At 68.6% G+C, this 21,031-nt stretch carries 23 protein-coding genes and 2 pseudogenes; 8 read left to right on the forward strand and 17 right to left on the reverse strand.

What is annotated here, in order from left to right:
- Window positions 1-346 precede the first annotated feature (346 nt).
- Window positions 347-523: pseudogene (locus ACQP12_RS14280) on the forward strand (cell division protein DivIVA); the annotation flags it as partial.
- Between the two features lie 165 nt (window positions 524-688).
- Here ACQP12_RS14280 and ACQP12_RS14285 read toward each other — a convergent pair.
- The 3 genes from ACQP12_RS14285 to ACQP12_RS14295 all read right to left on the reverse strand — a co-directional run bounded on the left by ACQP12_RS14285 (window position 689) and on the right by ACQP12_RS14295 (window position 3,838).
- Window positions 689-2,353 carry a DUF885 domain-containing protein gene (locus tag ACQP12_RS14285; protein ID WP_433288200.1) on the reverse strand — a complete coding sequence of 555 codons (1,665 nt, stop codon included), beginning with the start codon at window positions 2,351-2,353 and terminating at the stop codon, window positions 689-691.
- 155 nt (window positions 2,354-2,508) lie between these two features.
- Entirely contained in the window at window positions 2,509-2,880 is a 372-nt protein-coding gene (locus tag ACQP12_RS14290) for a VOC family protein (protein ID WP_433288202.1), read from the reverse strand.
- A 52-nt stretch (window positions 2,881-2,932) separates the two neighbouring features.
- Window positions 2,933-3,838, reverse strand: coding sequence for a LysR family transcriptional regulator (locus ACQP12_RS14295; protein ID WP_433288204.1), 906 nt, complete (start codon window positions 3,836-3,838; stop codon window positions 2,933-2,935).
- Window positions 3,839-3,910: 72 nt separating this feature from the next.
- On the opposite strand from ACQP12_RS14295, the gene ACQP12_RS14300 reads away from it, so the two are divergent.
- Window positions 3,911-4,834, forward strand: coding sequence for an EamA family transporter (locus ACQP12_RS14300; protein WP_433288206.1), 924 nt, complete (start codon window positions 3,911-3,913; stop codon window positions 4,832-4,834).
- A gap of 180 nt (window positions 4,835-5,014) precedes the next feature.
- Here the strand turns inward: ACQP12_RS14300 and ACQP12_RS14305 are convergent.
- The 7 genes and pseudogenes from ACQP12_RS14305 to ACQP12_RS14335 form a co-directional block, all read right to left on the reverse strand.
- Window positions 5,015-5,796: pseudogene (locus ACQP12_RS14305) on the reverse strand (transposase).
- Window positions 5,797-5,878: 82 nt separating this feature from the next.
- Complete coding sequence (locus ACQP12_RS14310; RefSeq protein WP_433288208.1) at window positions 5,879-6,406, reverse strand: 2'-5' RNA ligase family protein; 528 nt, start codon at window positions 6,404-6,406, stop codon at window positions 5,879-5,881.
- A gap of 303 nt (window positions 6,407-6,709) precedes the next feature.
- The gene (locus tag ACQP12_RS14315; RefSeq protein ID WP_433288210.1) at window positions 6,710-7,510 is read right to left on the reverse strand and encodes a DUF1963 domain-containing protein; all 801 of its coding nucleotides are present in this window, start codon (window positions 7,508-7,510) and stop codon (window positions 6,710-6,712) included.
- A gap of 309 nt (window positions 7,511-7,819) precedes the next feature.
- Window positions 7,820-8,794, reverse strand: coding sequence for a HEAT repeat domain-containing protein (locus tag ACQP12_RS14320; protein WP_433288212.1), 975 nt, complete (start codon window positions 8,792-8,794; stop codon window positions 7,820-7,822).
- A gap of 472 nt (window positions 8,795-9,266) precedes the next feature.
- Complete coding sequence (locus ACQP12_RS14325; RefSeq protein ID WP_433288214.1) at window positions 9,267-9,683, reverse strand: hypothetical protein; 417 nt, start codon at window positions 9,681-9,683, stop codon at window positions 9,267-9,269.
- Between the two features lie 139 nt (window positions 9,684-9,822).
- A complete protein-coding gene (locus ACQP12_RS14330) occupies window positions 9,823-10,404 on the reverse strand; it encodes a dihydrofolate reductase family protein (RefSeq protein ID WP_433288216.1) in 582 nt (193 codons plus the stop codon).
- Window positions 10,405-10,467: 63 nt separating this feature from the next.
- Complete coding sequence (locus ACQP12_RS14335; RefSeq protein ID WP_433288218.1) at window positions 10,468-11,307, reverse strand: AraC family transcriptional regulator; 840 nt, start codon at window positions 11,305-11,307, stop codon at window positions 10,468-10,470.
- Window positions 11,308-11,466: 159 nt separating this feature from the next.
- Here ACQP12_RS14335 and ACQP12_RS14340 point away from each other — a divergent pair, with 159 nt between their 5' ends.
- Window positions 11,467-11,721: a hypothetical protein gene (locus tag ACQP12_RS14340; protein ID WP_433288220.1), complete on the forward strand. Its 255-nt coding sequence runs from the start codon at window positions 11,467-11,469 to the stop codon at window positions 11,719-11,721.
- Here ACQP12_RS14340 and ACQP12_RS14345 read toward each other — a convergent pair.
- Window positions 11,687-12,214, reverse strand: coding sequence for a hypothetical protein (locus ACQP12_RS14345; RefSeq protein WP_433288222.1), 528 nt, complete (start codon window positions 12,212-12,214; stop codon window positions 11,687-11,689). The two genes, ACQP12_RS14340 and ACQP12_RS14345, sit on opposite strands and share 35 nt — an antisense overlap.
- Window positions 12,215-12,369: 155 nt before the next feature.
- Entirely contained in the window at window positions 12,370-12,564 is a 195-nt protein-coding gene (locus ACQP12_RS14350) for a DNA-binding protein (RefSeq protein ID WP_357948682.1), read from the reverse strand.
- Between the two features lie 141 nt (window positions 12,565-12,705).
- Between ACQP12_RS14350 and ACQP12_RS14355 the strand changes: the two genes are divergently transcribed.
- From ACQP12_RS14355 to ACQP12_RS14365, 3 genes are all read left to right on the forward strand, one after another.
- Window positions 12,706-14,169, forward strand: a complete 1,464-nt coding sequence (locus tag ACQP12_RS14355) for an RNA-guided endonuclease InsQ/TnpB family protein (protein WP_433288224.1) — start codon at window positions 12,706-12,708, stop codon at window positions 14,167-14,169.
- Between the two features lie 201 nt (window positions 14,170-14,370).
- Window positions 14,371-15,237, forward strand: a complete 867-nt coding sequence (locus ACQP12_RS14360) for a YwqG family protein (RefSeq protein ID WP_433288226.1) — start codon at window positions 14,371-14,373, stop codon at window positions 15,235-15,237.
- A gap of 74 nt (window positions 15,238-15,311) precedes the next feature.
- Window positions 15,312-15,515, forward strand: coding sequence for a hypothetical protein (locus ACQP12_RS14365; RefSeq protein WP_433288228.1), 204 nt, complete (start codon window positions 15,312-15,314; stop codon window positions 15,513-15,515).
- Between the two features lie 47 nt (window positions 15,516-15,562).
- Here the strand turns inward: ACQP12_RS14365 and ACQP12_RS14370 are convergent, their stop codons facing one another.
- From ACQP12_RS14370 to ACQP12_RS14380, 3 genes are all read right to left on the reverse strand, one after another.
- The gene (locus ACQP12_RS14370) at window positions 15,563-16,003 is read right to left on the reverse strand and encodes a VOC family protein (RefSeq protein ID WP_357948673.1); all 441 of its coding nucleotides are present in this window, start codon (window positions 16,001-16,003) and stop codon (window positions 15,563-15,565) included.
- Between the two features lie 164 nt (window positions 16,004-16,167).
- The gene (locus ACQP12_RS14375; RefSeq protein ID WP_433288231.1) at window positions 16,168-17,136 is read right to left on the reverse strand and encodes a hypothetical protein; all 969 of its coding nucleotides are present in this window, start codon (window positions 17,134-17,136) and stop codon (window positions 16,168-16,170) included.
- Between the two features lie 110 nt (window positions 17,137-17,246).
- Window positions 17,247-17,864, reverse strand: coding sequence for an ATP-grasp domain-containing protein (locus ACQP12_RS14380; RefSeq protein ID WP_433288233.1), 618 nt, complete (start codon window positions 17,862-17,864; stop codon window positions 17,247-17,249).
- A gap of 411 nt (window positions 17,865-18,275) precedes the next feature.
- Here ACQP12_RS14380 and ACQP12_RS14385 point away from each other — a divergent pair, with 411 nt between their 5' ends.
- Window positions 18,276-18,608: a hypothetical protein gene (locus ACQP12_RS14385; RefSeq protein WP_433288235.1), complete on the forward strand. Its 333-nt coding sequence runs from the start codon at window positions 18,276-18,278 to the stop codon at window positions 18,606-18,608.
- Window positions 18,609-18,796: 188 nt separating this feature from the next.
- On the opposite strand, the gene ACQP12_RS14390 is transcribed toward ACQP12_RS14385, so the two are convergent.
- Together ACQP12_RS14390 and ACQP12_RS14395 are read right to left on the reverse strand one after the other, a co-directional pair.
- Window positions 18,797-19,243: a GNAT family N-acetyltransferase gene (locus ACQP12_RS14390; protein ID WP_433288237.1), complete on the reverse strand. Its 447-nt coding sequence runs from the start codon at window positions 19,241-19,243 to the stop codon at window positions 18,797-18,799.
- A 167-nt stretch (window positions 19,244-19,410) separates the two neighbouring features.
- Window positions 19,411-19,881 carry a UPF0158 family protein gene (locus ACQP12_RS14395; protein ID WP_433288239.1) on the reverse strand — a complete coding sequence of 157 codons (471 nt, stop codon included), beginning with the start codon at window positions 19,879-19,881 and terminating at the stop codon, window positions 19,411-19,413.
- Between the two features lie 299 nt (window positions 19,882-20,180).
- Here ACQP12_RS14395 and ACQP12_RS14400 point away from each other — a divergent pair, with 299 nt between their 5' ends.
- Window positions 20,181-20,825 carry a hypothetical protein gene (locus tag ACQP12_RS14400; protein ID WP_433288241.1) on the forward strand — a complete coding sequence of 215 codons (645 nt, stop codon included), beginning with the start codon at window positions 20,181-20,183 and terminating at the stop codon, window positions 20,823-20,825.
- Window positions 20,826-21,031 lie beyond the last annotated feature (206 nt).

The following is a 21,031-nucleotide window of genomic DNA, read 5'->3' on the forward strand; positions in this document are numbered from 1 at the left end:
CTCGGGACGTTCCGTCGGCAATCGAGCTGGGTTGACTTGGTCTTCATGCTGGAACCGGAAGCCCCATGCCCGCATCACGTGAGGAGGACCGATGCGCAAGCCGGCCAGGACTGCGGCCGCCCTTTTCGGTCTGGGTGTTGGCGCCCTGGTCGGTTCGTCCCTTGGGCCGGCCGCCGTCTGGCCCGGCATCGCGATCGCCGCGCTCGGCATCGCGCTCTCCCTGGTCGGTACGACGGAACCCGATCTCGTTGCGGACGACGTGGTCGACCACGACGACGCTGGGTTGACAGACGACGGGACGACCACAGGATCGGCGGTCCTTCGGGAACGACGACGGCGGGACCGGCAGCGGCCAACCCTCAGCGGCCTCGGCACCCGGGTGGAACAGATTCTCAAGCTCGCCGAGCAGCAGGCCGACGACCACCGCGCCGAGGCGCGGCTCGAGGCCGAGGGAATCGTGATTGCCGCCCGGCGGGAGGCGGAGGCGATTCTGGACCGGGCACACGAACAGGCGGCTGCGATCACCGGCGCCCGCCCGGATCTGTCTCCGGCACCACCCACCCGAGCCCCGTCACCGGACGAAGATCCGAGCCCTCGCGTCTGACGGAGGCGGAGCCGCCGGGCGATGGACGGTACGCGCTGCCAGTCTGGCCCTAGTTGAGACTGGTCGGACGTCAGTGAGGTGCGGCTACGAGCGCGGTCCCTGGCCTGTGTCCCCGCCATGCACGAGTGGTGCCCCATCACCCGCAAGGGCGGCCGTCAACTGATCCAAGCCCAGCGAGCCCAGCTCCAGCGCCCGGCGATGAAATGCGCGCCGGTCGCCGGGAAAGGCCGAGCGGCCGGTCAGCCACACGCGCTCACCCACCTTGTAGGCCAGCGCCTGCCCTGGCCGGCCCAGGTAACGCGCGAGCTCGGCGGACGCGTAGGGCCCCTGGTGACAGCGGTCCCGCAGCAGTTGCAGCGCGGCATCCGGCGTCCACGGTGCTCTGTCACCAGACGGCATCGGCAGTCGCAGGTGCAGGCCGATGTCGAGCACCACTCGTGCCGCCCGCAGGAGCCGCATGAACAGGTACCCCAGTCGAGCACCCGGCTGTTCATAGAGCCCGAGCTCGTCCATGAACCGCTCGGCGTACAGTGCCCAGCCCTCCTGGCTGCCGGAGAGGCCGCCGAGCAGGTTCAGCCGCTGCCCGAGGCCTCCCCGGCAGGCCTCGGCGCCGAGGTGGAGGTGGTGGCCGGGAACCCCCTCGTGGTAGGCGGTGCTGTGGGCGTACCAGGTGGGGAAGCTTGCTGCGTCCTCGGGGAGCGACCACCAGACCCGGCCCGGTCGCGTCAGGTCCCGCGACGGCCCGGTGTAGGCGATGCCGGACGACGTGGTCACGCGGGACTCGATGCGCCGCAGCGGGGCGGGGATGTCGAAGTGCGCGCCGTCCAGCCGCTCGGTGGTGACCTCCAACAGCTCTTGCAGCCACGCGGCGAACGCCTCCCTGCTGCTCAGGGTGCCGGGTGCGTCGGGGCTGTCGAGCCAGGAAAGCACCTCTGGCACGGTCCCGCCCAGGGCCTTCGCTTCCGCGATCAGCTCTGCCTCTGTCGCGCGGAACTCGTCCCAGCCCCAGTCGTACAGCTCGCGCAGGTCAGGCTGGGCCGCGAGGAAGGTACGGACCCAGAGCGCGTACCGCTGCTGGCCGAACGCTTCCTCGTCAACGGCCCGCGGTGCCAGGTCGGTGGTCAGCATCCGGGCCAGTTTCTGGTACGCCTCTCGCGAGCCCGCCGCTGCGGCCTGCAACGACGCCCGCTGACATCCTTCGCCGTAGCGATCCACCAGGGCGACATCGTCGTCGATCCAGTTTCGGCAGCGCTGCGCGACGAGCTCGACTTGGCGCCGCGCCGGCACATTGCCGCGCTCCGCGGCGAGTAGGAGGCTGCGGGCGTACCCGTTCAGGGCTGCCGGGATCGCGGCCAGGCGTGCGCCGACACGAGCCCAGCCCTCCTCGAAGGCCGCGCCCTCGGCGCCGCGGCCGGGGACCGCGGCCTCGACGGCCTGGCGGATGAGCTGGAGCGGCCCGGTGGCCGCCGCGTGTAGTTCGCGCAGGTCCTCCCCGGCGTCGTGGAAGGCGATACGCGTACGCAGCCGCTCGGTGAGGTGGCCGTGCAGCGGGGTCGCGGTCGGCCGTGCGTCGCCCAGGATCTCGAGCTCGCGCAGGGCGCGGGCCGCGAGGTCGGCGCGGGCCTGGTGGCCCTCCGGGCTGTAGTCGGTAAGGCCGTCGACATCCTGCTCGCCAGCCTCGACGACCGCTGTGCAGGGGTCGAGGCCGGCCAGGTCGCACAGGAGCCGATCCGCGAAGTCCTCGATCATCAGGGCAATGCTAGGGCCTTGCGCGTCCGAGCATGCATCGACCGAGGTAAGCGATCCGACACCATCTGACACCTTCGCTCATCGGCAGAGTCGGAGAGTCGCGGCTGGTGAGCGTCGCGTCGGCGGCACATCAGTGCCTTGGCAGGGGCCGTCGGTCAGCCGTTGGGGCGCGACGCGATCGCCTGCAGCGACCACTTGTTGCCGTCCGGATCGCCGAAGTAGACGAAGTTGCCCCACGGCTGCACGTCGACCTCGCTGGCGTCGACGCCGGCGTCGAGCAGTTGCCGGCGCGCCGCCTCGGCGTCGGCGACCACAACCTGGATTTCCTGGGTGCCGGGAGTCTTGGCGGTGATGCCCTCGCCGATCACGATGGAGCAGGCCGAGCCGGGTGGCGTCAGCTGGACGAACCGCAGGCCCTCGTGCACCGCGTGATCGTGGTCGGCGTTGAAGCCCACCTTCTGGTAGAACGCCTTGGCCCGGTCGACGTCGGTCACCGGAACGGGGATGAGTTCAATCTTCCAGTCCATGGTGTCACCGTAGGGCGTGGTTACGACGTTCGGGCTCACCGCACCGTTCGGCTCAGGTCCGGGCTTTGGCCGGGGCGCTCAGCTCGGCCAGGAGGGCGTCCACTGCGGGCCGTTGCGCCGTGCCGCCGAGGGCGCGGGTGACCGCGAAGATGCGTCGCTCGGTGACCGGCTCGACCAGTGGCTCCACGTGCACCCCGGGTGGCACGTGGCGCAGCGCCAGCTCCGGCACCAGCGCGGCGCCCAGCCCGGCCGCGACGAGGTCCAGCGTGAGCGCGAAGTCGACGGAGCGGTGCCGGATGTCCGGCTCGAAGCCGGCGAGCCGGCAGGCGTGCAATGTGGAGCGTAGACACGGCGTGTGCTCGGCGCTGGCGATCCATGGCACATCGCGCAGCTGGCTCAGCCGGCCGGTGTGACGGCGCCACCCGACCGGGGTTATCAGGTGCATCGGGTCGGTGGTGATCGGGTGCCGGTCGAGGTCGTCGACCAGCGGCGCGGGCACGTGGTCGTACTCCTGCAACACCACGACGTCGAGGGTGCCGGAGCGTAGGTCGAGGCGGCTCTGCTGGTCTTCGGCCTCGATCACCCGCACGTCCAGGTCGGGGTGCTTCGCCCGCGCGCGGGCGGCGGCGGGGGCCACCAGCGCGCCGGCCGCGGACGCGAACGCGCCGACCCGCACCGTGCCGCTGACCCCGTGACGGATCGCCGCGAGCCCGGCCACCGCCTGTTCCACCGCCCCCAGCACGGTCTTCGCGTGGCCGGCCAGCACCTCGCCGGCCGGTGTGAGCACGATTCCGCGCCCGGCCCGCTCGACCAGCTCGTGCCCGGCCTCCCGGGACAGCTGGACGAGCTGCTGGGAGACCGCCGACGGGGTCACGTGCAGCGCCGTGGCGGCGGCGGTGACGCTGCCGCGCAGCGCGACCTCGTGCAGCACGCGGAGCCGGCGAACATCAAGGTCCATGTAGCCACGCTACAACAGCGATGAAGAACTTTGAACTGGTCCTTAAGCGTTCGCTCGGGCAGCGTTGTCGCCATGAAAGCATCGCACCGACTTCTCGCCCTGCTCGTTGCCGCCATCTGGGGCGTCAACTTCGTCGCCATCGAGCTGGGCCTGCGCGACCTGCCGCCGCTGGTGCTGACCGCGCTGCGCTTCGTCGCGGCGGCGGTGCCGCTGGTCTTCCTGGTGCCGCGCCCCAGCGCCCGGCTGCGCTACGTGGTCGCCTACGGGCTGGTGCTCGGCGTCCTGAAGTTCGGCGCGCTGTTCACGGCGCTCGCCGCTGGCATGTCGGCCGGTCTGGCCTCGCTGGTGCTGCAGGCGCAGGCGCTGATGTCGGTACTGCTGGCGGCGGCGGTGCTGGGGGAGCGGCCGGGGCGGGCGCAGGTGGCCGGCGTGCTGGTCGGGTCGGTCGGGATCGGCGTGCTGGCGATCGACAGCGGCGGCCACGCCACGGTGATCGGCTTCGTGCTGACGCTGTTCGCGGCGGCCAGCTGGGCCGTGGCGAACCTGGTCATGCGAGCCAGCGGCGAGACGCGACCGCTCTCGCTGCTGGTCTGGTCGAGCCTGGTGCCGCCGGTGCCGCTGCTCGGCCTGGCCGGCGTGGTCGACGGCCCACAGGCGGTCCTCGGTGCGATCAGCGGCATGTCATGGCGCGCGCTGCTCGCCGTGGCGTACGTCGCCTACGTGTCGACCCTCGTCGGCTTCGGGATCTGGAACCGGCTGATCGCCCGGTACTCGATCGCCCGGGTGGCGCCGTTCAGCCTCCTGGTGCCGGTCTTCGGGCTCAGCGCGGCGTGGCTGATGCTCGACGAGCCCGTCGGCCCGACGGAGCTGGGCGCAGCCGCCATCATCCTCGCCGGGCTGGCACTGGTGGTCCGGCGTTCCACGACGGACTGCGGCAACGCCACGGCCGCGAGCGAGGGCCGCGAGCCCGAGTACGCCCCGGCCGCGACCGCCTGATCCGCGGCCAGGTCGACCAGCCGGGAGGAATCCCTCACCTCCCGGCTCTCACAGGGTCCTCCGTCGGCACGTATCCGCCATCTGATCCACGACACCTCAGCGCCCGCATCGCGGCATGACAGTGCCTCTAAGCGGCGTCTCGTAACTCGGGCGGGGAACGTCCCCGGTGCTGTCCGGCGGTCAGCCGGCGAGGGCGATGTTGTGGAGATGGGGGATGCCGGCGGCGGTGGTGGCCAGGGTGGTGCCGGCGCGGCGGTAGTCGCGCAGGATCTTGTAAGTCTTCATCCGGGCGAGGGTGTGTTCGATTCGGGCCCGGATGGCGCGGTGTTCAGCGTTGAGGCGTTCCTTCCACTTCGGTGGTGGGCTGCCGTCGCGAGGTTTGCGGTGGGGGATAATCACTTCGGGGTTGCCCTGGTAGCCGCCATCGGCCATCACCGTCCGCCCGGCGAGGGCGGTGGCGATGCCGCTGGTGCGGTAGGCGACGGTGTCGTTGCGGTTGCCGGGTTGCGGATTGCCGAGGGCGATGACCCGGCGGGTGTTGGCGTCGATTGCGACCTGCAGGTTGGCCGAGTACCGGTAGTTCTTGCTCTGGGCGGCCAGGCGGTGGTCGCGGGTGGGTACCAGCGCTGCCGTCGACGATGGCGATCTGGTCCTTGGGCCGGCGGCGCACCGGCGCGAGGGCCAGGAGACGCCCGAGGCTGTCGATGACCCGGTTGTACGGTCGAGTGTGAGACGCCGAACAGCAGTCCGAGCTGGCGCATCGTGAGGTTTGTGCGCCAATACGCGGCGACCAGCAAGACCCGATCCGCGAGGTTCAGTGCCCACTGCCGGCCCGGGCGGCCATCGGCGATGGCGGAGCCGCCACGGGCGGCAACCAGGCGCACCAGCCGCCGAAACTGGGTAGGGCGCAGGCCGGTGAACGGGTGAATCCAGTCTGATCGGGACGCGGTGATCGTTTGCACACGGACATCGTTGCCGATCACTACGTGTCGTCCCGAGTTGGGTCAGTACGGGTCGGCTGAGGGGCGTAGCTATGCAGCGGCGCTATGCCGAGCCGAGCCGAAACTCGCGCAGTGTGTGCCAGGAGTCGGGTTCCGGCGCCCCGGCAATGAGCCGGACCGCTTCGACAGTGGCGCGGATCGGCAGGTGGCCGGCGACAGCCTCGGCGGCTTGGGCCAGGACGTGCTTCGGGACGTCATGGCCGATGGTTAGGTGCGGTACGGCGTCGGCATGGGCGCCGGCATACGGCGGAGCCTCGGGGAATCGCAGCCACACGGCCGCGGTGAGTTGGCGCAACCCGCCATCCGGCTGCGGCGAGAGCCAGACCACGTTGTCTCCGAACCACTTGACCTCCGCGAACGAGATATCGAACCGCGGTGTGGCTTCGAAGATCTGGCTCAGGGTGGCGAGCACATCCTCGTTGATCCGGTCTGGGGGCAAGAACGGGTAGAGCACGGTCACATGAGCGGGCACTCCCCAGCTGGCCGCGATGTCCAGAGCGGACCGGAAGCGCCCCACGGCCCGTTCGGCCTCGGGCACGGCGACGATCAGCGCACACTCTGTCGGCTCCATCGCCACAGTCTCTGATCATCGCTCCTGACAGTCCACCGGGATTCGTGACCAGAAGAGCTGCGAGACAACCCTTAGTCCTGGGTGACGGCTGACATTGGCGAGCAATGAGGTGAGCCAGGGTCAATACCGTGGCATGCATGGAATCGCCCACTCGCGCGCTGCCCATGTCCGATCTGCAGGCCATGTTCGGCGTGTTGGTGACCGTCCGCGAGAGACCGCTCATCGGCAATGGCGGATGCCCAGCATCTGGCGTCGGCATCGCCGGCAACGCAGATGGGGGCCGTATCCGGCGCCGCCGGTGTTCTACGGGATCAACTCAGCCACGGAAAGCGCCTCGTCCAGCCGACCAGCGGCCAGGTCATCGTGACGGATCACGAAACTCCCGTCACTCCGGTAATAGAACTCGTTATCTACGGGAAAGCGGGCGAGCGACACCCACTCACTCGTCAGCCGGTGCGTCTCCTTCTCCACACGGGAATACCATTTCGCGACCGGGATGACGATCTCGCCGGACTTCTCGCGCCACGCGAGGGTCTGCTCCGCAATACTCTTGATCACCTCCTCGTCGGCATACCCGCCGATATAGGCGCTGGCGTACCCGTTGTCAGGCGGCCAGAGATCGTTGGCCAGAGCACAGAGTTCGTCAAGGTGCGGCAGGTCACGCTCGAGGTCACGGGCCAACTGCTGCTGGAAGGGCGACAGGTCGTCCTCGTCCTCGTCATCCTCGTCCTCGTCCGCCCCGAACCAATCGGGGAACTCCGCGCGCAGCGTGGCGCCGACGTCGTACGGCTTGTCGACGAACGCGTGGTCGGTGGATCCTGCCGCCACCTCAGTATCGGTGCCGGCCGGCACATACACGACCCGCCCGTACCTCCGCTCGCCGGTGGCAGCGGCCTGCTCGTGGTTCAGGAAGAACAGCAGCGTGCCGTCTGCCGGCAGGCCGAAGCCGTCGACTCTTGGCAGCGCCGCGCAGTCGACCGAGAAGATGAACGGCAACGGACTGACCCCGTCGGACGGCCAGTCCATGCCCACCGGCAGCCGGGGCAACCCACCGAACTGCCCGACCGGAACACCGCTGGATCCTGCGCTCAACCGGATCGACAAACGGAGGTGCTAGATGAACCGGCTGACCTCGTCGTCCGGGATGCCCAACGCGAGCGCTGCACGACGAAGCTGCCCCTGATGATCCATAGCGCAGCATGGTGCCACGAGGGCGAGCCCGGCGACCGGGTGCCCGACGGCCCGCACGCGCTGTCGTCGGCATCGCTGCCGCCGTGATCGGGTGCGCACATCTCGGCAGAGTCGGACGTTCGGAGACCATGGTCGGACGCGCGCGTCGCGGCATGAGCGCGTGCCGGGTCGGCCGGTGTGGACTGCTTCCGGATGCCCTGTTACCAGGTTTGGCGGGTGTTACTAGGAGGCGCGGAGTGCCTTCGATGCGGATTCCCGCACAGTCGGATTTGTGTCGCCGGTCAGTTGGGCTAGCAGCGGACGGGCGGGCGGCCAGCGCCGCAGGTTGGCGGCGAGGGCATTCGTGACGGCGGCGCGTACCCACCAGTCTGGGTCGTCCGTCATGGACTGGAGGGCGTCGAGCGATTCGCCCAGCAGGCCAAGGCCGGTGGCCGCGTGAGACCGCACCGCTGACTCGGCGTCGGCGAGCAGCTTGCGCAGGGCGGTGGCTGCGGCGGGGGCGCGATCGGAGTTCGCGGCCCTGCGGCCGATCGCCTGGCCCAGCGCGGAACGGACGTACCAGGAGGGATCGGAGGTCAGCGGAACCAGATGATCCACGACCGCAGGCGGGGCCGACCAGGCCAGCAGGAGCACGGCATGGTGCCGGACCCAGTCGTCCGGATCCTGCAAGGCCGCGACGACAAGCTCATATGCCTGTGGGTCCTCGGCCACGCTCGGCAGTGAGTTAACGGCGGTCCGCCGGATTGCCGGATCGGGATCGGCCAGCGCCTCGCGCAGCGTCCCCATGTCGGACGACTCGAACACATAGCCCAGCGCCCACAACGCGGCTCTGCGCAAGTCGGGATCATCGCTGGCGAGCACCGGGAGGATGACGGCCCGGCAGCCGGCCCGGTCGGCTCGCATGACCGCACCCAACGCTCTGCCCAGTCGTTCCCCGTCATCGTCGTCGTCGCCGCGCAGCGCGCCAGCGAAAACCCGCAGGAACAGCGGGAACACCTCGGTCGCGGACAGTCCGGCCAACACGTGCGCCATCAGGTCCCGGCCATACCAGTTGCGCTCGCGCGCGTAGCGTTCCAGCGCGGCCTGCACGGACACTGCCGCCGAGCGATCACCGCTCGCCGCCAACTCCCGCACGAGCGGCCACGGATCACCATCCAGCGTGCCGTCGGCGTACCGGAACAGGTCGGCCAGTGTCACCGGGACCTCCTACCCTGAGGTGGAGCGTAGACCGGGACCTGTCTCCCGCCGGTCCAACGCCCGCATGGCGGGGGCCAGCGTATCTCCGTGGTCACCGCGCCGATCCCAATGTCCGACGCACGCATCCCGGCAGAGTCGGGCGGTAGCAGCTGGGCGCGCGGTCGGCGGCAGATCCGGTAACCCCCCGCGCGACGATTGCGTCGAGCCGAATGTCCCGCTGAGCTGACCGCACTGAGCGTGACAGGGCGGTCGAGGGGCCGACGCGGCCTGAGAAGCAGACGGCTACGCGGCTATCGGCAGAGCTTGAGAGCCCTGGCGGTGGACCACTTCGACGAGGTCCGGCAGCTGCGCAAGGGCGTCGGCCTTACTGCGCACGCGACGTCTGCCGACCACCTTGCGTCTATGCGGCCCACTGGTGCCGGTCCGGCTGACCTTCACTTGCCAGCGGAGTGCGGCAGAAGCCGGATCCCCGCTATGCGACGCCGGGGGTGGGGACACCGGTCCGAACCGCCTCGATGAAGCCATCAGGTGGCAGGTAGCGATGCTCTTCAACGTAGTGGCCGATCAGCGCCGGTGCAGCGAAGTTCGTCCCGTCCACTCCGGTGAGCCAGATCTCGCCGTTCCCGTGCGCAACGTCGGGCGCTTCGTAGAGCCGAATGTCGGCCCGAATCACGCGTTGAGGCTCGGCCGCGGCCTGGCAGAACTGGCAGTAGTGGTACCCACGCATGAGCCGTACTGGTTTGGCGCCGAGGCTCACCAAGCGATCTCGAACGTCTCGCGGGCAGGCTCCTGTAGTAAAGGACATGCTCGAATCCAGCCAACCAATGGCAATGGCGTCCGGGGCGCCCGGGTAGTAGTCATAGGGCGCCAGATCCGGGATGTGCGTCATGCGTCGATCATCGCAGTCAGGCACGGACCTACGCGCTCTACCTATACGCGCTCATCGGCACGTCCGGATGCGGGCTCATCACAGATGAGGGTGTAGTTGAGGTCTGAAGCCGCCGGTCTCGAGCAGGGACTCAGATCGGTCAACGGCGCACCCGATAGCGCAGGTGAAGCACCCGGTTGCCCTGAACAACTACGTCTGGGCCTTCCAGCAGGTGCTGCGCGTCGACGGAGCCGAAGTAGCGCTTACCGGACCCGAGCACGACGGGTGCGACGTCCATGCGTACCTCGTCGACCCAACCTGCCGCGAGCGCCTGGCCGCCGACGTCGCCAGCAGCGAACTCGACAGTGCGGTCACCCGCAAGCTCCCGCGCCTTGGCCACGGCCGCCTCGATGCCGTCGACAAAGTGGAACGGCGCCTGGAGGTCCCAGCCCTCGGGCGCACCACGGTGACTCACCACGACCACATGGTCGATCCCACTCGGAGGCGTCCCATCCCAGCCGTCGGTGATGTCGAAGGCGTGACGGCCGGCAATGGTCACCCCGACCTCGTCCCAGTACGGCCGGACGTAGTCGAACGAAGCCTGCGACACCTTCAGAATGCCACTGTCGTCCAACGGCACGTCACCGCTGACCAGCCACTCGAAGATCGGACCGGGATCGTCGTTCTCAGCCGCGATGAAACCATCCACCGAAACCGACGCGTTCATGACCACTTTCCCCATGGATTCCTCCTCTGTTTGGAGTCCCAAGTCTTGGGCGGCGTGAGCTGTCGCTCTTGTACGAAATCAATCGGCTGGGAGCGGCCAGCCGTCCAGGACGTGGCCGGGATGATCGCGCAGGAATCGCCGCCGGACTTCGGCGTACCGGGTCGGCGTGAGCCCGGTGAACTCCCGGAACTCGCGCACGAAGTGGGCCTGGTCGAAGTAGCCCGCGGCAGCGGCAACGTCTCCCCAGTCGATCGGTGCAGCGACGTCGAGCGCCAACACGGTGGAGCTGAAGCGGTAGCTGCGAGCCAGCCGTTTTGGCGTGACACCGACTACGGCCTTGAACCGCTTCGCCAAATACGTGCTGCTGGCGCGGGCCGCCACACCGATGTCGCTGATCGGCACTGTCCCGCCTGTCGCCGCGACGGCGCTGCTCATTTGGCGGACCAGGTCAAGACCGTCGATCACCCGCAGCCGTCGCACCAGGTCCTCCTCGAGCAACATCAGCATTTCGTGCGGTGCGTCCGCCAAGGTCAGTCGGTGTCGCAATTCAGCGATAGCGGGTTGGCCCCAGATCTGCTCCACCGTCGCAGGTCGGTCGCACAACTCGAACGCGGGCATCGGAAGGAACGGTGCCAGGCCCCACGGCCTGAAGTGGACGCCCACGGACCGGGTCGGGGTTGGGTAGCTGAACTCCCACGCACGCGTGGGCGTGGTAACCGCGCAGCCGTCGGCGTACTCCACGGCGTCTACGTCGGTGCCTGCGCGGATGAGAAACGGCGCCCCGAGGTTGACGATGAGCAATGGCGCGGGCGCCGCCGGCAGCATCAACCGGGAGTACGGCGGGGCGCCCTCCAGGTAGTAGAGGTCGTCGATCAGCCCGTCCAGCGGCGGACCGGGCATTCTGGACACATACTCCACGCCGACATTATCGCCGACGGCCCATCCGGCATCACGCGCCGCCGCCAGCATCGAGCCGGCGCCGATCCCTGACGGGCGCCCTGGCGCATTTCGGTCCCCAACTACACCCCACGTTGTTAAGAGCCTTGGCGGCACAACGGCGACCGCGGTGGAGCACGCTTGAAGGGCGCATACAACCGGGGCACGGCGCGCCGTCGAACGCCATCGCACCCGAGGCACCCGATCGGCTCGAACGCCGCCGAACGTGCTTCGCGTGGCCTCGTCGCCGACCTCAACGTGATCGACGACGAGCACGGTCTGATCGACACGAATTGCCGCGAGCAGGTCTGGGACACCTCCTGCGACCTGGCCAGACGCCTGCGTGTGCCCGCGACCCGAGTCACGAGTTGGTGTGACGAAGGTCGGCGCTTCTGAACTCCGACGGACTTTCTGGCTGGCGGCGGACTCGTGATCGGCGGACGTAGGAGACCGTCGTCACCACGAGCAGCACCGCACCGACAAAGAAATAGGTGTTGATCCCAAGGCCGGCCCAGAGCTCCGCCGTGGAGATGTCTTCCGCCCCCACAAAACCGCCTCTGCGGATGCCGGTAGCCATGAGCAGGTTTTCGACCATCCCAGGAACGCCTCGGACAACGAGTAGCGTGCTGCCGAACCACAGCGGCGTGAGGAGCACCCACCGAGGGACACGTCGTCCCCATGGCCGAACGGTGGCCATCACGACAGCCGTCCCGACGGCCGCCATGAGGATGAGAACGATGTTGAAGATCACGTACGCCCTCAGATCCCAAGGCCCGTCACCGGTCGGATCGTCACCGGGGAAGAACACCACTACTACGTGGGACACGACGAAGAAGACCAGCCACGCGACCGTGCCGTACGCCCATCGAGCGCTGCCGTGAACTCTCATGCCATCAAGATCGTCGACTCGGGGCCAGGACGCCTCCCCTCCTCGGGGGATTCACCTCCCCCCACAGAAGGAGGTTCGATTACTCGATCAACGCAACGTGGCGTGATGGCAGATGTGATTCGTGTGGCGGTTGCACGTGGCGCGTCCGGCTGGCGTCAGGTCAGCCGCAGATTGTGCTGTTCGAGGGCGGCCTCGATGATGTTCAGTGCTCTCGGACCCATGCCGTGCAACCTGGCAAGCTCTGCGCGCGGCACACCCGCGAGCTGGCGCAGCGCGGTGTAGCCGGCGGCGTTCAGCGCCCGCGTCGCCGGTGCGCCGATCTTCGGCAAGGTGTCAAGGGACGAATCCACCGCTCGATGCTACGGCCTGTTTCGTAAGTGAGCGGCTGGTGCTGGGTGTTGTGAGCCGTTGTTGTCGGTCGGCCCGTGGGGTTTCTGGGTGTGTGCAGGTGGTGGGTTGTTTGTCGGGGGTGGGTGGCATGGTGTGCTGCCGTGGCCCGTTTCACTACGTTCCGGTTCTGTCTGGACCCGACCGCCGAGCAGGAGATTGTGTTGCGTCGGCATGCGGGTGCGGCCCGGTTCGGCTACAACCAGTGTCTGCGGCTGGTCAAGGACGCTGTGGACGGCAAGCGCGCTGGGACGGTCGGCAAGGTGCCGTGGTCGGGCTTCGACCTGATCAACGTGTTCAACGGGTGGAAACGCTCGGGTGACGCGGGCCGGGTGATGGTCGCCGCGGGTGACGGGACCGTCGAGGTGCGGGTGACCGGTCTGGCATGGCGGGGCGAGGTATGTCAGCAGGTCTTTGAAGAGGCCGCGGTCGATCTCGGCCGCGGCCTGTCCGCGTACAGGGCATCGCGCAGCGGGCAGCGGCGGGGTCGGCGGGTCGGTTTTCCGAGGTTCAAGTCCAAGAAACGTGCACCGCTGTCGTTTCGTATCCGCAGCAAGACCTCTGCCACAGGCCGGGCGGGTATCCGGGTCGGTGAGCAGGCGCCGCGTACCGTGACCCTGCCCGGCATCGGCACTCTGGTCATACGGCAGGACACCCGCCGGCTGCGGCGCATGCTGGCCAAGGGGCGGGCGAAGGTCGTGTCCGCGACGGTCAGCCACCGGGCCGGCCGGTGGGCGGTGTCACTGACCTGCGAAGCCGCCGACCTGCACGATGCCCGCCGCCACCAGCCGAACACCGCCGCGGCAGGGTGGGTGGGTGTCGACCGGGGCCTGTCGACGTTCGTCGCCGCAGCGCGCGCCGACGGCACGCAGGTCCTGCGGATCGACGGCTGGCCACGGCCCGCCCGGGCCGCGATGGCGCGCCAGCGCCGCCTGTCCCGCAAGGTCACCGGCAAACAGCGCGGCTCCACCAACCGTGCCAAGGCCGCGGCCCGGCTGGGCCGCCACCACGCCCGGGTGGCCGCGATCCGGCGCCGTTTCCTGCACCAGGTCTCCCACCAGCTGGTCAATACCCACGACCGGCTCGCCATCGAGACCCTCACCATCACCGGCATGCTCGGCAACCGGCGCCTGGCCTCGGCGGTCGCCGACGCGGCATGGGGCGAACTGGCCCGCCAACTGGCCTACAAGCAGCAGTGGCGCGGCGGCCAACTGGCCCTGGTCGACCGCTGGTACCCGTCGACCAAAACCTGTTCCGCATGCCGGACGGTGGCCCCCGCGATGCCTCTGCACCAGCGCACGTTCACCTGCCACGTGTGCGGGCATCACGCCGATCGGGACCACAACGCCGCAGTCAACCTCGCTGTCTGGGCCGAGCAGCACCACGCCCAGTCCCGGGACCTCCCCGCAGGGGGCCCGGTCACCAACGCCGGCCGAGGGGAAGGCACTGGCCCACGCACACGCGCGGGCGAAACCGGCCCCGATGACGCAGGAACCGCACCCACCCCACCCGGGGCAAGGCGCGGACGCCCGAGAAGGGCGCTGTCTCACAACTCCACCGAGTTATGAAACAGGCCGTAGACCGCCGAGCCCACGCCCGATGCGCTCGGCGCAGCTAGATGAGGACGAGGTGAGCCCTACCTCTACTGAGGCCGACCCTCGGCCGGCTGACCCGGTAGTGGCTCGGCCGGCAGCGGGCCGGGCCGATGGTGAGGCCAGGGCGGGCCAGCACCGACGTCGGTGTCGGTGTGCGGTGGCATGATGCTCGGCATGACCAGCCAGATTGATCTTGCTGCGGCTGCCCGTGAGCACCTACCGGCAGGCGTCGCCGACACCTGGTTGTCGCTGCTGCGGCCGGGAATCCGGCTGATCATCGACGGCGACGGCGACGGCAACGGGCCTGCGGTCGGATACCTGGGCGGTGAGCCGGAGCTGCCCGACGACGTGGCGTGGCCGGTCTGGGAGGGGCACGGGCCGTTGAGCTTCATCGCCTCCGTCGACTGCGCCGCGCTGCCGCTGGTGGCCAGCGAGATGGGGCTGCCGGTCGACGGCCGGCTTCTGTTCTTCTACTTCGACGGCCAGTACGACGACGGCGATGCGATGGTCTTCGCCAGCGATCCGGAGTCTCAGGCCGGCGCCCGCGTCGTGTACGTGCCTGCCGGCGAAGCCAGTGCCCGACGGGCGACTCCCGAGGGCATCGAACCCTACAAGCGCATTCGGCTCGCCTCGCGCGCGGTGCCGACGGCGCCCTCGTACGACCATCCCGTGCTGCACGACGCGTTCGGGACCGGGTTCAGCCAGGCGGCAGAACCGGAGCATCCGCTTCGACGCCAGGAGTTCTGTTCGGCGATCAGTTGTGGCGAGGGCCCGCTGCACCAACTCGGCGGCTACGCCTCGCCGGTGCAGGGCGACGTCGAGTACGAGGTCGCGCAGGCGGCACTGGGTGGCAGCGTCGACTGGCAAGACCCCGCACTCGCCTCCGAGGCCAGCCGATGGCTGCTGCTGGCCCAGTTCGACAGCGACGACAACGCGAACATGATGTGGGGCGACGTCGGGATGCTCTACTGGCTCATCCGACCCGACGACCTCGCTGCCCGGCGATTCGACCGAGCCATGTTTACCTGGCAGTGCTGCTGACCGCGGTCTGCGGCGGGTCCGTGCACCCGACCTTGGCCAGCCGGTGCCGCGCGACATGCGATTAGGGTCTGCGCATGGGAGATGACATCGTTCTGCGGCTCGACCGCGCAACCGCCGAAGATCTGTACGTCGCGTTGTACGAGGCCGGAGAGCACATCGCGGCCGGCGCAGCGATCACTCCGCCCACCACCGAAGAGGCCGAGCGCCTGGGCACCCTTCTGCGGGACCTGGGTCACGCCCTTGGCCGTCGTTGCTCTCCGTACTGCGACCACCTCTAATTCGTCGGGGTCGCGCACGTACAGCGCCAGATGCCCGCGTAGCGAGCTCAGCCGAGGCGCTCGGCCAGCGAGACGATGATCCCTTCAGGCCCTCGGATGTAGGCCATCCGCCAAGCACCCTCGTACTCGCCGATGCCGCCAACCAGTCCGTAGCCCTCGCTCGCTGCCCAGTCGACAGCGGCCTGCAAGTCGTTGACCTCGAAGGACACGTTCCGCAACCCCAGCTCGTTGGCCATGGCGGCCGGCGAGCCCGGCACGGAGTCGGGCCGCACGAAGCGCGCGAGCTCCAGGCGGGCACCATCGTCGGGCGACTTCAGCATGACGATCTCGGTGCGGGAGTCGGGAATGCCGCAGACCGTCTCCAAGAACTCGCCCTCGACGAACGTCCTGCCCTCGACCTCCAAGCCGAGCGCCACGAAGAAGGCGGTCACGACATCGAGATCCGCGACGGTGATGCCGACGTGGTCGAAGCGTCGTACATATGCCATGGACCGTGCTCCCGTCGTCGTATCGACCATGTTCTGCCACGGCCTGCGGCGTTCACAGTACCGAGGTCAACCCAGGATGCCGGACATCACCGTGCGAACGTCTATGTGACGGTTCCGGGGTTTTGGTCTTCCCCGAACGGGCTTGGCCGGCGGCAGGGTTGTGGTCAGAGCAGCGCGATTTGGCCTGGCAGCGGCTCATCGTCGAGGCGACCGTCAAGCTGCCACAGCCGGAGCTGGTCCTCCTCGTGATGGCGGGTGAGCCATCGGCCTGGCTGCTGTGTGGGGTGGATGGCGCCGGATCTGTGGGGGTGCGGATACCGCACCTGGGAGCGGCACCTGAGGCCGCCCGCCGACAGCAGTAGATGGTCCTCGGCGTCGTCCGGCAGGTCTGCGGTACTGACGTCGATCAGGATCAGTTCGTCGGTGAGGAACACGGCCCGGTCCAGGTATCGCCAGTTCGCGTGGCATGGTGGCAGGCCCGGCAAATCTTCGAGGTGTCGCTCCGCGATCAGGGTGTCGGCGGTGACGTCGCGAACGGACAGGAAGCTGTCGAGTGCCACGGTCAGGTAGTGGTCCCCTGCCGGGCTGAAACCGGCGAGGTCGTCACCGGCCAACGGTCGCAGCACGATGTGTTCGGCGTCCAGACCGACGAGCATGGCGGGTGACGGGTCAGGATGGAGCAGCGTCAAACCGGTCCAGGTGTCCACGGGTCGGTGCACGAACAAGGCAGCCTCGGGACCGGGCAGCGGAATGCGATGGAGCTCCTTGCCGGTCATGGCATGGATGGCGACAAGTTCCCTGGTGTCGGCCAGACGGACCCAGAGGATGTGCTCGCCGTCCAGGTGGAAGTCTGCGCCGGCGCTGCCGCCGAGCCGATCCCAGCTGCTGCGCCAATGAACTGCGCCGTGGTGGTCAAGAGCGACGATCTGATGTTCATCGCCCGCCGCGACGAGTTGATCAGTGGCAGCGACGTTCATCCGCGGGCCGTCGAGGGGTACCGCAAGCCGCGCCACGCGACGCAGCTCGTGGTCGATCAGGTTCACAGTGACGCTGTTGTGCTCGGTGACCACCCAGCCAAGGCCGGTTGCCTGCGTGACATTCCGAATGCCGGGCAGCCGCACCTGGTTGATCAAGCGGGGTTGCATCGCAGCAGCTTAGAGCCAACTCGGCGAGGCCGTTCGGGGGTCCCTGCGCGGATCGCGGCCAGAAGCGGATGCCCCGGCAGGCGGTGCACGTATGACAGTCAGGGGGTGCGGGCGAGCAGCGCTGTGATCAGCTTGCTGGGCTCGGTGGTGGCCGGACGGTCGCTGACCTGCCCGTCGCCGATCTCGACGACCCGCCAGACTCCGTCGGCGCGTAGAGCAAGGTCCACGGTGATGAACGGCAGGCCCAGTGCGGCGATCATCGGTGCGACCGCGTCAAGGTCCACGTCGAGGGGCGGGAAGTCGTTCGGGGTGTCCGGATGCGAACTGACCACCACGCAACCGCCGTTGACCCACCAGGTACGCGCCTCGGCGGAGGTGAATCGCTCATAGCGGCGTAGGACGAATCCGCCGACGAAGTCGTCCTCACGCAGGTGCCGCAGGCGGCTTGCCACCTTCCAGGCCGTCTCGCCATCGGCAAGGTCGGGGATGAACGCCGCCTCGTGCCAGTAGTGCTTCATCGACTTGGTGTAGTCGCGCAGGACGGCCGGGCCCGTACCCAGCTCGACGCGCGCCCGATCGAAATCCGCTCGCATGACGCCCCTGGTCCACACGGACGCGGGGGTGAGCGCCGCCAAGGTGCCATGCCACCCGGGCAGTTCGTGGGCCCGCCGGTACTGCTCGGCGGAGGTTCGCAGCGTCACGCCGCGCCGGGCCAAGCGCCTCAGTGAAGGCGGCATACTGCTCACTGCGCAGCATCCAGCCGCGGTAGACAGCCTCACCGCCGGCTGGCACCAACGCCACCGCCTGCTCCGCACGATCCGGCCTGGTCAGTGCGTCGTGGTCGACCACAGCCACGTCAAGCCCGGCCTCACGAGCGGCGGCCGCCTCCGCCCTGAAGTGCTCGTCCGGACGGCGCGGTCGCAGTGGATCCGCAGGAACCAGGAGCATCACGCCCGTATCGTGCCCGACCCGGCCAGGAACCTCCACGCCATATCACAGCCGAATCGCGATACACGGGGAGCGGCATGAGCGGATGGTCCCGGCGGGATTCATCGCCTCCGGGCCACGTAGGCGGCGTAGCCCTTCGGGTGGGAGGCTTCTTCAGGATCCGTCGAGGATGGGATGCCATGGACGCTGACGAAGGGCTGGACCTCGCAGAAGAACTGGTCCTCTGTCCACTGGAAGATTCGCCCCTACCCCTGTGGGAACTCGGCTGGGCGGAGGCACCGTCACGGCAGCGGGTAGCTGCGGTCCTCGGGCCGGGCCTGGTCTCGTTGGTGGCCCGCGGCCTCATCGAGGTGCGCCATTTCGACAGCTGGCCAGCGCAGTGGGAACGAGGCATCCCAGTAGCAGGCGACGACCTTCTGCGTGAGAGCGGACGCGTCGAAGTGTGGTCCGTCGACTCGGCTCACGGTGTGCTGGCGGCTCACATCACCAAGGCTGGCATCAGATACCTGTAGTCATCGGCACGCCCTCGGCTACCGCTCCGATGGAGGCTCCCTTCCACACGGCTTGTGCTTGTTGATCCACGCCCGCCTCCGCTCATCGGCTACATCCGGATGCGTGCACCGTGAACTGGTTACCTAGCGTGACGAGCGCTATGCGGCATGAGCGCGTACCTGCCGTCCGGCTTCGGCGGCCGTTTCCGTCAGGGCAAATCGCGGCGCAGGACGTAGTTGAAGCCGAAGTCCGTCTCAGTGGATCGGACGTCGATGTAGCCGAGCCGGCGGTAGAAGTCATGCGCTGTGATGCTCGCGCCGGTTTCCATGTGGTCGTAGCCGTCGATCACGGCCAGCGCCTCGATGTGACGCATGAGGAGCCGTCCTATGCCGCGACCGGCGGCCCGGGGGTGCACGAACATGGTGTAAACCTTGTTGCCGTCGAGGGAGACCGTACCGACGATTCCGTTCGCTTCGGCGACGAGCATCTGCCGTTGCGTGGCGAGTTCCTTGATGCGTTGTTCGGTGAAGTGGTCGCACATCCGCTCGATGATTTCGCTTGGATAGTCGCGACTGTTGACCTCACGCAGGCAGCGTTCGATGAGGCCCGCCACGGCTAGGGCATCGGCGTTGTCGAACCGTCTTATCGTCACCATCGATCCATCTTGCCTGCATCAAGTGCCAAGACGCCGGACGAAGCACCGGAGTGACCGGGCCGCGATCGGGTGCACTGTATTCGGCACGAGCGGACGCTGACCGGGGCGCCGTCTGCGGCAGATGCGTGCGTTCGTCGTACAGGAAGTCGCGCGGCCGGGGCGCCAGCTCATGGAAGGTCGGGATCTCGGTCCTCGGCCACGAATCGCTCGCCCGTTTCGTCGTCGACCAGTGAGTTGTCGACCAGCCATTCAACCGCCCGCCGCTTTGCGCGCACATGGCGGAAGGCGTACCACGCCGGCAGCAGGTGCGGATACTCCTCGTGCAACTCGTCCTTGAACCGGCGGAAGGCACCCTTGCCCTGGATAGCTCGCGCGAGTCGGCGGCCGGCCGCCGCGTCACTGATCCTCTCAGCGAAGTCGGCCATGTCCTGGTACCAGACGTAGGACGGCAGCGGGTCGATGCTGACCAGGTCGAGGTCGTCTAGGTCGACGGGCGTGTGCCCGTCGAGGCCGCCGTCCGTCGTCCAGACCACGATCTCGCCAGTCTGCGGGTTGATCAGCCACCGATGTTCGTAGTCGGTCTGGTCCTGGAGCGCGGTGGCGATCTCCTCCAGGTCTAGCTTGCTCAGGTCAAGCATCCGGCCACCGTAAACCCGCTTCCATCCGTGCTTCCACCAGCGACCGTGCGACCAGCGGCAGATGTGCGCAGCTCATCAGCCGACGTCGTCTCGCTGTCTGAGCAACTGACGCACTGCCGCCGGTCCGTCCCACCAGCGCGGTCGTCCACGCCCGGGTCGAGGACCCTGGCCGTTGCTGGCGACAGCGGGACGAGGAGGCGGCACTTTGCCTCCCTTGCCGCGCACGCGCACGACACGGTGGCCGTGATCCTCGCCGAGGTCGCCGATGTCGAGCCGGCGCGGGCTGCGAGGATCGGCCGGTGGACGGCGATCTGATTGCGGCGACAGCACGACTCCGGGAGGCGTTTGCCCGGTACCCGGGCAGCGCCGTGCTCGATGCCTGCCCGCATTGCCGGGGCCCGGTACCGGTCGACGATCATGACTTGTTCTCTCTGACCATCAGCCTCGGCAACACGGTCGGCAGCCGCGACGACCTGAAGAGCCTGCTGCCCCTGCTGCTGGAGAGCATGGTCACCTCCACGGAACTCGACCCAGGGATAGTGTTGGGCAAGCTGCCTCGCGAGCGGTGGCGCACCTGGCCCGAAGCCGAGCAGGACGCCATTGACGGCTACCTGGATGCGGTGTGGAGGTCGTTGCTGGCGACGTACCCGTCGCAGGTCGGGTCGTTCCTCGACCCGACCACCTTCCTCGACGCGGTCGCCGCCGGCGGCGAGAACGTCACGCGATTCCTCGACATGTGGAACCTCATGCTCAGTTCGGCGGCAGATCGCCACCTGGCCGACACGGTGAACGGGCTCAACTTCGCGTACCGGAGGCCGGGCGCGCTGGCCGCCTGGCTGCGCCGTGAGACGGTTCGGGACCGGCTGTATCGGGCGTTCGTGCGTGACCACGCCATGTCCTGGGGTGACGACCTGGCGCGGGCCTACGATCTCGTCCGCTCGTAACGACACCTCGGTCTGCGGCAGATCCGGATACGCCGGAAGATCTTGACCTGAGCGTCACGGATGCCGATGTTGAGGCGGGGGAGCACCGTCGGCGATGACGGTCCGGACTGGGCGGCCGCTATGTGGCGTCGAGCGGCAGTGACCGTGGCGGCACGGACGATGGCAAGGAGGCGTCTGGCTCCGGTCGTGGTCCCTCCCGTTTCCTC

Origin of the sequence: Micromonospora sp. CA-244673 (assembly GCF_050948395.1) — a bacterium.
Taxonomy (GTDB): domain Bacteria; phylum Actinomycetota; class Actinomycetes; order Mycobacteriales; family Micromonosporaceae; genus Micromonospora.

Excerpts from the sequence above, each read along its gene's own strand:
- ACQP12_RS14285 (WP_433288200.1), bottom strand. The coding sequence starts at position 2,353 with ATGATCGAGGACTTCGCGGATCGGCTCCTGTGCGACCTGGCCGGCCTC.
- ACQP12_RS14290 (WP_433288202.1), bottom strand. The coding sequence starts at position 2,880 with ATGGACTGGAAGATTGAACTCATCCCCGTTCCGGTGACCGACGTCGAC.
- ACQP12_RS14295 (WP_433288204.1), bottom strand. The coding sequence starts at position 3,838 with ATGGACCTTGATGTTCGCCGGCTCCGCGTGCTGCACGAGGTCGCGCTG.
- ACQP12_RS14300 (WP_433288206.1), top strand. The coding sequence starts at position 3,911 with ATGAAAGCATCGCACCGACTTCTCGCCCTGCTCGTTGCCGCCATCTGG.
- ACQP12_RS14310 (WP_433288208.1), bottom strand. The coding sequence starts at position 6,406 with ATGGAGCCGACAGAGTGTGCGCTGATCGTCGCCGTGCCCGAGGCCGAA.
- ACQP12_RS14325 (WP_433288214.1), bottom strand. The coding sequence starts at position 9,683 with ATGACGCACATCCCGGATCTGGCGCCCTATGACTACTACCCGGGCGCC.
- ACQP12_RS14330 (WP_433288216.1), bottom strand. The coding sequence starts at position 10,404 with ATGGGGAAAGTGGTCATGAACGCGTCGGTTTCGGTGGATGGTTTCATC.
- ACQP12_RS14345 (WP_433288222.1), bottom strand. The coding sequence starts at position 12,214 with ATGAGAGTTCACGGCAGCGCTCGATGGGCGTACGGCACGGTCGCGTGG.
- ACQP12_RS14360 (WP_433288226.1), top strand. The coding sequence starts at position 14,371 with ATGACCAGCCAGATTGATCTTGCTGCGGCTGCCCGTGAGCACCTACCG.
- ACQP12_RS14365 (WP_433288228.1), top strand. The coding sequence starts at position 15,312 with ATGGGAGATGACATCGTTCTGCGGCTCGACCGCGCAACCGCCGAAGAT.
- ACQP12_RS14370 (WP_357948673.1), bottom strand. The coding sequence starts at position 16,003 with ATGGCATATGTACGACGCTTCGACCACGTCGGCATCACCGTCGCGGAT.
- ACQP12_RS14385 (WP_433288235.1), top strand. The coding sequence starts at position 18,276 with ATGGACGCTGACGAAGGGCTGGACCTCGCAGAAGAACTGGTCCTCTGT.
- ACQP12_RS14390 (WP_433288237.1), bottom strand. The coding sequence starts at position 19,243 with ATGGTGACGATAAGACGGTTCGACAACGCCGATGCCCTAGCCGTGGCG.
- ACQP12_RS14395 (WP_433288239.1), bottom strand. The coding sequence starts at position 19,881 with ATGCTTGACCTGAGCAAGCTAGACCTGGAGGAGATCGCCACCGCGCTC.